Consider the following 9937-nt stretch of genomic DNA (forward strand, 5'->3'; position numbering starts at 1 on the left):
CGGCGTGCTCGACGCCGTTCACTGCGCTGGGACGCTCACCAGCGCTTCGGGTAGGTAGGCGGAGCGGATGCTGAGCTGCCAGCCGTGTGCGGTGTGGGCGAGGGCGGCCATGTTGACGGCTCCCACCGGCAGCAGGCTCCTGGCGGCCGGATCGGCGTCGACGCTTTCGCGGTGCGCGACGAGCCGATTGTGGAGGGCGTGCTCGAAGGTGGCCTGATCGTCGTCGAGCAGGACGCGCAGGAGTCGCTGGTCGGGCGTGAGCGTGCCAGCCGCGTCGAGCTGCTGTGCCGCGCGCGTGCGGTGGCCTGCGTCCGGCTTGGCCAGCGGCGCCGGGCCGGGGTAGGCCCCCTCGGGGACGTCGAGGTAGCCGCACAGTGCGTCCATCTCGGCGAGATCGGCGGGTTCGGAGACCGACTCGCGCTCCGAGTAGGGAACGCCGTCCCGGATGGCCGGCGCGTAGTCCCGGAGCAGTGTGGGGCCGATGAACCGGTCTTTGTGTCCTATCAGTCCGCTGATGACGGACCACTCGAACGCGTCGGTCCACGTCCGCGCCGTGGTGGCTGGGTGGGTCGGCTCGTACCTCTCCTCGTAGTGCAGCCCTTGGTTGCTGAGGGTCTTCGTCGTCAGTGGGAGGGGGATCTCGAAGTCGCCGTCGGGGAAGCAGGCGAGGCTCAGCACGCCCATGGCGCACTCGGCGGCGGTGAGCAGGGCGGCGCGCGAGTCGGGCCGCTGCAGGGCGGGGTCGGACACGGTGCGTGCGCCGAGGTGGTCGGCCAGTTCCTCACCGAGTTCCCTGAGCCCTTGCCGTAGCGGCATCGCGCTCCACACCATGTCGTGCCACCGGTCGAAGGCCCGGCCGTCCATATCGTCGAGGGCCTGCTCGATGCGCTGTTGCGTCACGGCGTGACGGGTCACTTCGTTGATCGTCATGCGGGCCATCCTGGCAGTGACCACCGACAGCCCAGTGCCCATCCGGCCTTCACCAGCCAGACCCCGCTGCATCCCTGGCGATCGATCCGCCCCTCCACCTGTTCGCACGTCTGTGCGATTTCGAGTTATGGTGGATGCCTGAAGAGGACGCAGGTCAGGGAGGGGCGAAGGAGAGACGGGAGGCTCGGGCCGTGGATTTACTCATCTGCGAGTGGCCTCCGGTTACTCCGCCCGCTACGGCGCCTCCCTCCCCGGCGCTCTCGTGCAGCGGGCCGTCGAGCGCGGGATGACGACGCTCGCGCTGACCGACCGGGACACCGTCGCGGGCACGGTCCGCTTCGCCACCGCCGCCGCGGCCGCCGGCATCCGCCCCGTCTTCGGTGTCGACGTCGCCGTCGCCCCGCTCACCTCGCCCGACCCGGCCGCCGGCCGGCCGCGTACTCCCGTGCGCGGCGGCGCGCACGTGATGGAGCCGCCGTTGCGGATCACCCTGCTCGCGCAGAACGCGGCCGGGTGGGCGCGGCTGTGCCGTCTGGTGTCCGCCGCGCACGCCGAGGCCAGCAGTGCGCCGCCGACAGTGTCCTGGTCGACCTTGCGCGCGTACGCCGACCAGGACCTGGTGGTGCTGCTCGGCCCGGCCTCCGAGCCGGTGCGGGCCCTGTCCGCCGGCCGCCCCGACGTCGCCGAGCAACTGCTCGCGCCGTGGCGCGATCTGGTTGGACAGCAGCTGCGGCTGGAAGCGGTGTACCTGGGACGGCAGGGCACCGGTGCGGGCTCTTTGCGGCTGGCCGCGCGCACCGTGGGCCTGGCCGATCAGCTCGGGGTGCGGGCGGTGCTGACGAACGCGGTCCGCTACGCCGACCCCGCACAGCACCGGCTGGCCGACGTGCTCGACGCGGCCCGGCTGCTGCGGCCCGTCGACCGTCGGCATCTGGACGGCGACGAACGCTGGCTGAAGGGCCCGGCCGCCATGACGGCGGCCGCCGACCGCCTCGCCCGGGCCGTCGGCAACGACCCCGCCCGGGCCATGCGTCTGCTGGCCGAGACCGAGGCCACCGGCCAGTCCTGCACCCTCACCCCGGCCGACCTCGGGCTCGGGCGCCCCCACTTCCCCGAACCCGCCGTCGTCGGCGCCGGCCCCGAGCGCGGTTCAGCAATGCGGCTGCTGCGGCAGCGGTGCGAGACCGGGATGGTCGCCCGCGGCCTGGACACCGACGAGCCTGCGGGGCGTTTCCCCTTGAGCGTGGACACCCTGATCATTGGATCACGATGATCCATAGGACAGGAGTTCCCGTTGGGGACGTCGAAGTACTCGCCTGAGTTCCGGGCCGATGCCGTCGCGCTGTATCACTCAAGCCCGGGTGGGTGAATCGCCCCGGGTTTGATGGAGACATCGAAGACCCGGAAGGATGCCGATCATGGCAGCGCCCAAGAAGTACTCCGACGAGTTGCGTGAGCGTGCGACGCGGATGGTGATGGAGGCCCGCAAGGACCCCGCCGGCCGGACCGGTGCGATCCGGCGGATCGCCGAGCAGCTCGACGTCCATCCCGAGGCCCTGTGAACCTGGGTGAAGCGGGCAGAGCCGACGAGGGCCTGCGTGAGGGCACCACCAGCGCCGACGCCGCCCGGATCGCGGAGCTGGAGCGCGAGGTGAAGGAACTACGCCGGACCAACGCCATCTTGAAGTCCGCCTCGGCTTTCTTCGCCGCGGAGCTGGACCGTCCACTGCGCTGAGGGTCGCCTACATCGACCAGTACAAAGGGGAGTTCGGCGTCCAGCCGATCTGTGCCGCTCTGAAGGGGACGGACGCCGAGATCGCGCCGAGCACCTACTACTCCGCCGCTGCCCGGCCGCCCTCTGCCCGCAGCCTGCGTGACGCGGAGCTCACCGAGGAGATACGCGTGATCCATGCCGACAACTACGGTGTCTACAGCGCCCGCAAGGTCCATGCCGCGCTGCTGCGCAAGGAGTGGACGGTGGCCCGCTGCACCGTGGAACGGCTCATGCGTGCCGACGGCCTGCGCGGCGTGAGCAGAGCCAAGGGCCCTCTACGGACCGGCACGATGCCCTCCACTCGATCGCGCAACCACCAGCCGCCGGCCGGGCGCAGCGCCCGCCGGAACCCATACCGGGCGGCCGACTGGAGACCGTGCGAGACATAGGAGGCAGCGCAAAAAAACAGCGGCCCGTGTCATCCAGGTTCGTGGTGGGTGGGTTTAAGAGGATGGAGAGGCGCCCTCCACCCTGTTCATTCCCATCCGCAAGGAGTTCCGTCCATGACACGGATCAAGAAGTATGTGGCGGCCACGGCAATCGCGGCCGCGGTCGTAGGGGCGCCCACGATGGCCCAAGCCTTCGCGTCTCCCGCTAAGGCCACAGTTGCGGCCGCCAGCAAGACCGGGGCAGTTTCGTCCGCAAGGGCTGCCAAGGCGGTGTCGTCGGTGCGGGTGGTGGCGCCGGGTGAGCGGGTGCAGGCCGCGCCGAAGGTGCAGCTGTGGCTGACCAAGGACGGCATGCACTGGTCCACCCCCACCCAGGCCAACCAGTTCCGCAGCGTCGTCGACGGCAACCTGGACATGAGCCAGCCCGGGGTGAGCCTGCAGTTCGAGCCGGTCGAAGGCCGTTACTTCCTGTCCGGCGTTTACCACGGCAAGGGCGACGCGGCCAGCGTGCAGGTCGTCACCGACAAGGGCACGGTGACCGGCCGCGTGGTCCACCTGGCCGGCCAGCCCGGCTGGGGCGCCTGGTACGCCACCAGCCCGCTGCCCACCGGGCCCAAGAAGAAGGACTTCAAGCACAACTTCGTCCACAGCGTCACCGTCCAGGACACCGCAGGCCACACCATCGCCACCCTCACCCTCCCCTAACCGCGTGCGACTCTGGTGGGGCCCGGACACACCGGGCCCCACCGCACGACACGCCTTTACCCATCACCTTGAGGAACGAGCAATTGTGACGGACGAGAGTCATGGCGAGTTCGCCGATTTCGCCGCGGCGGCCTGGCCTCGTTTGGTACGTACCGCGCACATGCTCACCGGCGACTTCCACGAGGCAGAAGATCTGGTACAGACCACGCTGACCAAGATGTATGCCCGCTGGCGGCGCATCCCCCGCGACGAGGTCCATGCCTACCTACGCCGGGCCCTGGTCAATAACAATCTCAGCCGGATCCGCAAGAAGCGTGTGGCTCATCTGCTCATGCCGTTCCTCCCCGAGACGGTGCACCGGGCGCACGACGGACACGCCGAGATCACCGAGCACCGCGCAGCCCTCACCCAGGCACTGGCGACCCTGCCGACCCGACAGCGGACCGTGATGGTGCTGCGCTACTTCGAGGACCTGAGCGATCAAGAGATCGCGGCAGTGCTGAACTGCTCACTGGGCACGATCAAGACCCATGCGCGGCGTGGCCTTGCCGCCCTGCGCAGCCACCCTGCCCTCGCCTCCGACGCCTTCCCTTCCGGAGCCCACTGATGAGTTCCCGCCCCGATACCGAGCGGCTGCGGCAGCTGTTCACGGACGCCGCCTACGACATCACCCCCTCCCCAGTGCCGCTGGCCGCCATCGAGAAGGCAGGCCGCACCCGGCAGCGACGTCTCACCACAGGGCTGGCCACCGCCTGCGGACTGCTGCTGATCCCATTGGCCGCCACCGCCGTCCACATCGCCACCCCTTCTTCCCAGACCGTCGGGCAACCAGCCGCTACCGCGTCGTCGGTGCGGGTGGTGGCGCCGGGTGAGCGGGTGCAGGCCGCGCCGAAGGTGCAGCTGTGGCTGACCAAGGACGGCAAGCACTGGTCCACCCCCACCCAGGCCAACCAGTTCCGCAGCGTCGTCGACGGCAACCTGGACATGAGCCAGCCCGGGGTGAGCCTGCAGTTCGAGCCGGTCGAAGGCCGTTACTTCCTGTCCGGTATTTACCACGGCAAGGGCGACGCGGCCAGCGTGCAGGTCGTCACCGACAAGGGCACGGTGACCGGCCGCGTGGTCCACCTGGCCGGCCAGCCCGGCTGGGGCGCCTGGTACGCCACCAGCCCGCTGCCCACCGGGCCCAAGAAGAAGGACTTCAAGCACAACTTCGTCCACAGCGTCACCGTCCAGGACACCGCAGGCCACACCATCGCCACCCTCACCCTCCCCTAACCGGCAAGCCCGCGTCGCGCGTCTGTCACCCATGGGCCGCTGCTCACCCTGCCGGATTCATTGAGCACTGGCAGCGAAGTGCCCTGCCCATTCCCGGCCGACTGGCCCACTCACACCCGAGGCTTCCGTATGCCCCGCTTCTTGAGTCAGTTCACGCGACAGCCACAGCATCGTCGACCACGCCGTACCTCTCGCAACCCCGCAGTAGCGCCAAGACGGCCTCACAGGCGATGGCTCAGACGACTAGCCATGCTGCTGTTGGTGCTGGCCGTGGGCTTGAGCGGGGCGGTGATTGCGGCATACGTCATGGTGGATATCCCCGCCCCACATCCGGAGGCGGTGGTGCAGAGCACCGTGTTTCTTGATGCGGACGGCGACTACCTGGGGCGGAGGGGCCCGGTGGACCGGCAGGACGTGCCGCTGACCCGGGTACCCCGGCACGTACAGGACGCGGTGATTGCCGCGGAGAACCGGTCGTTTCGTACCGACTCCGGCATCGCACCCACCGCCATCGCCCGCGCTGCATGGGCCACAGTGACTGGCGGCGCCCGCCAGGGCGGTTCCACCATCACCCAGCAGTACATCAAGAACGCTCTGCTGTCCCCGGAGCAGTCGCTCTCCCGCAAGGCCAAAGAGGCCTTGATCGCGGTCAAGCTGGACCGCACCCGCCCCAAGAACGAGATCATGCAGGGTTACCTGAACACCGTGTACTTCGGCCGCGGCGCGGCCGGTATCCAGGCCGCTGCCCGCAACTACTTCGGAATCGACGCCGACCAGCTCAGTCTGGCGCAGGGCGCCACCCTCGCGGCCATCATCAACCTGCCCTCGTACTACGAACGGGCCGGGGCCAACCCGAACGTCACCGCCACCCTGCAGGGTCGCTGGGAATGGGTACTCAACGGCATGGCCCAAGCGGGTGCCATCACCTCCGGTCAGCGAGCCCGCGCGGTGTTCCCGGCCTTGCGCTTCTACCCGCCAGGCCAGACCGAGGGACAGCGCCAGTACCTGCTCGACGCGGCCACCGCCGAAGCTACCAACCGGCTGCACATCAGCCCAGATGAGCTGGCCCGCGGCGGCTACACCGTGCACACCACCTTCGACCTCACCCTCCAAGACCAGGCAACTCAGAGCATCCAAGACCAAACCGATATCATCGACCGTACTCATCGCAAACCAGGCAAGACTCGGCTGCACGCCGCGATCGTCGCCATAGTCCCGGGAGACGGGGCGATCAGGCTGCTATATGGCGGCGCCGACTACGCCCGCCAGCCCTTCAACGACGCCCTCCATGGCGACATCGAAACCGGCACTGCGCTGGATCCCCTGCGCACCGCCCAGCTCAAACCCCCGTTGGACCAACTCCGGCACGATGCCACCGCCACCCCCGTCCAGGTGACCGCCGCCTACACTGCTCTGGCTGCCCACGGCCGTTACGCCACCCCCTACACCATCACCAAGATCACCCGCGGTGGAAAAATCGTCTACATAGCGCGCCCGACCACCCACCCAGCAATCACCGGAGCCACGACCGAAGTAGCAGCCAGCGGCCTGTTCACCCCGGACTACCGCGCCGCACGTCACACTGGTGGAGCCGCTGACCGTACCGCCTGGTCCGCCACCTACAGCTCCCGACTCGCCCTCAGCGTTGCCCTGTTCGCCGAACATCCCGCCGAGGGTAACCACCCCGCCGCCCCCGCCCTCCTCACCTCACTCACCGGCAGACACCCGCAAGCGGCGGCTACTCAAATCGCAGCAGACATATGGTCCAGCCAAGCGCCTTCGCAGCGTTGACAGATTGGGCGAATCCGGCCCCTTCCGCGGGCCATTCGACCAGCAGCCAGCAGTCGGGCAGGACACTGTCCCACCAGCCCTGTTCGGCCGACGCCGCGGCTTTGATGGGGCGCTCGACTGCTTTGCCGGCCGGGCGCATGCGCACGGCCGGCAAAGCGGGAGCGTAACTGCCTGTTCTCTATCCGCTCGTGCGGTCGGGCAGGTTCGAACGGGGGCCTGGTTCGGGTGAGTTGTCCGGGGCGGGTGCATGAAGGAAGGGCCTCTTGGTAGCTCGCGGATGTCGAGTCCAGCGAGAAGCAAGAGGCCCTGTTGTCGAAGTGTCGCGTGGTCGTGGTCGCCGAGTCCAGTTCGTCCACTCGTGGGTGTGACTGCCTCGCCCACAGGTTCGGGAACGTGGTCGACCGGCCGCAGCGCCGGCCCCGATACGGCTCGGACATGAGCGATGCCGAGTGGGCCGTGGTGAGGGACCTGCTGCCGGTGCCGGGCTGGCTTTCGGGCCGCGGCGGGCGTCCGGAGGGCTACTGCCACCGGCAGATGATCGACGCAGTGCGCTACCTCGTCGACAACGGCATCAAGTGGCGGGCAATGCCCGCGGACTTCCCGCCCTGGCCGCGCGTCTACGCCTTCTTCGCCCGCTGGCGGGACACGGGACTGGTCACCGAGCTGCACGACCGGCTGCGGGAAGCCGTCCGCGCCGGCGAAGGCCGCAGCACCGAGCCGAGCGCGGGGGGCGTGGACTCGCAGTCGGTGAAGGCAGACGCCACCGTCACCTTCGGCTCACGGGGCTTCGACGCGGGCAAGAAGATCAACGGTCGCAAGCGGCACCTGCTCACCGACACACTCGGACTTCTCCTGGCGGTGCTGGTCACACGCGCGTCCGTGACCGACCGGGACGGCGCCCGGTCCCTTCTGCCAGCGGCGGCCGGCCGCTCTCGGCGGCTGGCCCGGGTCTGGGCCGACGGCGGCTACACCGGCCACCTCACCGACTGGACCAGCCAGCACCTCGGCCTCGTCCTCGACATCGTCCGCCGCAGTGAGGACGTCCGAGGCTCCCAGGCCCTCCCCGCCGCTGGGTCGTCGAACGGTCCTTTGCGTGGTTTCTGCGCAGCCGCCGCCTGGTCAGGGACTACGAACGCCGCCCCGACACGAGCGAAGCCGTCATCCGCCGGTCGCTGACCGCCCTGATGAGCCGCCGCCTGGCCGCACGATCTCGTCGGCCTGCACCCCTGACGGCAGGGTGAACCTCCCGGGCTTCGTCTCCACCAGCCAGCCCCGCTCCACCAGCCTCTTCAGCCGTGCTCTCGCACCCTCGACGCGTGAGGCCGAGGCACTGTCCCAGCCAAGCACCAACGGCCGCCCGCCGGGCACCCAGCCTGTCGTTCCCAGCCTCGGCCGCGGCTGCCATCACCGCCTGGTAGTCCACCGACAGGTCTTCGACCCCGGCCGCATTCTGTCGATGCGGCACCGCACGGCGCGGGCCCACCGGCCTCCTCGACGACGGGCCAACGACTGTCTCGGCCGGCTTTTCCTCCTTGGCGAGCGCTTCCAGATACTGCTCGAGGCCGATCGTCCGAAGCTTGAGAACCTCCTCGGCATCCGCCAAGGCTGCCCGCACCCGCTTCAGTTCGGATTCGAGCTCATCCACCCGCACGGCAGCGGCCTTCCGCCGCGTTTCCAGGACCGCCCGCATCGACGGCATCCGCCACCCCCACCGACTCGATCAGCAGCGAGTCGAGACTCCCGCCACAGCCGCAATCTCATGCCTGACCAGCGGAATCCGCACACGGCATTCGGAATAACGTCATTCCCTGGGCGCGGCTTCCCGACTCTGCTGTTCACAGAGGCAGCGTTATGCCAAGTTCCTGCATGGCGGTAGATGGGGGCCCGCCTTCAGAGCGTTCCGTCTTGTATCCCTTGATCCGGGGTTCGAGCGTACGGGGGTCGACTGCTTCAGCGGGGGCGCTCTTGGCGTAGAGGCCTTCGGGCTGGCTGTCGCGGTCGTGGGGCAGGAGCCAGAAGACGCGGCGGCGGAAGGTGCCGGAGGCGCGGGACGGTTTGGCGGTGGGCGCCAGGAGGGCGTAGCCGACCATGCGGCCGTCGCGGTGGTAGGCCGGGCGGCCTTTGCGGGTGGGCAGGCGGTCCAGGCTTTGGCGGACGTAGCCGAGGTGGTCTACGTCTTCCAGCCAGACGATGTCGGCTTCGTGGCTGATCTCGTCCTCGGTGATCAGGGAACTCATGTGCTGGGGTCCCTCTCCTGGTCGGTGAGCAGGCCGATGCCGGGGTAGTGCTTGCGCTGGTTGGACAGGATCATCTGTTTGGGCGAGGCCAGTCCTACGAGTTCCCGGGTGCGGGAGGCGAACGCACGAGAGGACATGGCCGGTGCACCCTCGCTCTGGCACCAGAGTTTGTAGGCGGCGTAGAGCGCCGTCTGCGGCGCGCGCAGTTCGGCGCCGAGGGTGCAGCACTCCTCGTAGAAGCGCCCGGTGTGGTCCTCGGTCTCGGCGTACGTGCTGGTGGCGATCCGGACTCGCTCGGGGCCGGTCAAGTCCCGGTCGCCGGCGAGGTAGCGGCGGGCTCCGTCGATGAGCCAGCCCAGGATGCCGGGGCCTTCCTCGGTGACGAGGATGTCCGCCAGGTTGTCAATCTTGCGGTGGTCGGGAACGACCCGATCGAACGGGATCAGGCGCATGCGGCGCCAGAACGCGAAGCCACCGGTGCCGACCTCCGGGCGATGGTTGGCCAGCAGCCAGAGTTTGTGGGTGGGTTCGAAGCTGAAGAAGTCCTGCCGCATGCGGCGGGCCTTGATGCGGTCGCCGCCGGTCAGGAGCTTCACGCGGGCTTCGTCGAACTTGTCCCCTGGTTTGACCTCGGAGCAGACGATGACGCGCCGTCCGTGAAGTTCGGCGAGGTCGGTGGGGTGGCCTTCGTAGGGACGAGACATAAGGAAACCGGGCGGGCTGGCGTCCGCGTAGTCGCCCAGGAGCTTCATGAGCACGTCCAGCAGGACGGATTTGCCGTTTTTGCCGGAGCCGAAGAGGAAGGGCAGGACCTGGCCGCCGACGTCGCCGGTGAC

The 9937-nt window shown here is 69.1% G+C and carries 11 protein-coding genes and 3 pseudogenes; 10 read left to right on the top strand and 4 right to left on the bottom strand.

Annotated elements, in window-relative coordinates:
• Positions 1–18: 18 nt before the first annotated feature.
• Positions 19–930 carry an immunity 49 family protein gene (locus ACZ7DE_RS37940; protein WP_470768952.1) on the bottom strand — a complete coding sequence of 304 codons (912 nt, stop codon included), beginning with the start codon at positions 928–930 and terminating at the stop codon, positions 19–21.
• A 211-nt stretch (positions 931–1141) separates the two neighbouring features.
• On the opposite strand from ACZ7DE_RS37940, the pseudogene ACZ7DE_RS37945 reads away from it, so the two are divergent.
• From ACZ7DE_RS37945 to ACZ7DE_RS37990, 10 genes and pseudogenes are all read left to right on the top strand, one after another.
• Positions 1142–2155: pseudogene (locus ACZ7DE_RS37945) on the top strand (PHP domain-containing protein); the annotation flags it as partial.
• 193 nt (positions 2156–2348) lie between these two features.
• On the top strand, positions 2349–2492 hold the full coding sequence (locus tag ACZ7DE_RS37950) for a hypothetical protein (protein ID WP_470768953.1): 144 nt from the start codon (positions 2349–2351) through the stop codon (positions 2490–2492).
• Positions 2489–2665, top strand: a complete 177-nt coding sequence (locus tag ACZ7DE_RS37955) for a hypothetical protein (protein ID WP_470768954.1) — start codon at positions 2489–2491, stop codon at positions 2663–2665. The genes ACZ7DE_RS37950 and ACZ7DE_RS37955 overlap by 4 nt, the downstream gene beginning before the upstream one ends.
• A gap of 134 nt (positions 2666–2799) precedes the next feature.
• Positions 2800–3093 (top strand): IS3 family transposase, encoded by a 294-nt coding sequence (locus tag ACZ7DE_RS37960; protein WP_470768965.1) that lies wholly within the window; start codon positions 2800–2802, stop codon positions 3091–3093.
• 114 nt (positions 3094–3207) lie between these two features.
• A complete protein-coding gene (locus tag ACZ7DE_RS37965) occupies positions 3208–3798 on the top strand; it encodes a hypothetical protein (RefSeq protein ID WP_470768955.1) in 591 nt (196 codons plus the stop codon).
• A gap of 85 nt (positions 3799–3883) precedes the next feature.
• Positions 3884–4405 carry a SigE family RNA polymerase sigma factor gene (locus ACZ7DE_RS37970; RefSeq protein ID WP_470768956.1) on the top strand — a complete coding sequence of 174 codons (522 nt, stop codon included), beginning with the start codon at positions 3884–3886 and terminating at the stop codon, positions 4403–4405.
• Positions 4405–5073 (top strand): hypothetical protein, encoded by a 669-nt coding sequence (locus tag ACZ7DE_RS37975; protein WP_470768957.1) that lies wholly within the window; start codon positions 4405–4407, stop codon positions 5071–5073. Before ACZ7DE_RS37970 ends, ACZ7DE_RS37975 begins: the two co-directional genes overlap by 1 nt.
• Positions 5074–5322: 249 nt before the next feature.
• Positions 5323–6864, top strand: a complete 1542-nt coding sequence (locus tag ACZ7DE_RS37980) for a transglycosylase domain-containing protein (protein WP_470768958.1) — start codon at positions 5323–5325, stop codon at positions 6862–6864.
• Between the two features lie 435 nt (positions 6865–7299).
• Positions 7300–7845, top strand: a pseudogene (locus ACZ7DE_RS37985) (IS5 family transposase); the annotation flags it as partial.
• A gap of 134 nt (positions 7846–7979) precedes the next feature.
• Positions 7980–8105 (top strand): hypothetical protein, encoded by a 126-nt coding sequence (locus ACZ7DE_RS37990; protein ID WP_470768966.1) that lies wholly within the window; start codon positions 7980–7982, stop codon positions 8103–8105.
• On the opposite strand, the pseudogene ACZ7DE_RS37995 reads toward ACZ7DE_RS37990, so the two are convergent.
• The 3 genes and pseudogenes from ACZ7DE_RS37995 to ACZ7DE_RS38005 all read right to left on the bottom strand — a co-directional run.
• Positions 8050–8563, bottom strand: a pseudogene (locus ACZ7DE_RS37995) (hypothetical protein); the annotation flags it as partial. The gene ACZ7DE_RS37990 and the pseudogene ACZ7DE_RS37995 overlap by 56 nt on opposite strands.
• Before the next feature lie 136 nt (positions 8564–8699).
• Entirely contained in the window at positions 8700–9101 is a 402-nt protein-coding gene (locus tag ACZ7DE_RS38000; RefSeq protein WP_470768959.1) for a DUF6009 family protein, read from the bottom strand.
• Positions 9098–9937, bottom strand: an 840-nt coding sequence (locus ACZ7DE_RS38005) for a DNA primase family protein (RefSeq protein ID WP_470768960.1), incomplete at its 5' end; no start/stop codon positions are given. The genes ACZ7DE_RS38000 and ACZ7DE_RS38005, both read right to left, overlap by 4 nt.

It is taken from the genome of Streptomyces sp. NPDC037083, assembly GCF_055606485.1.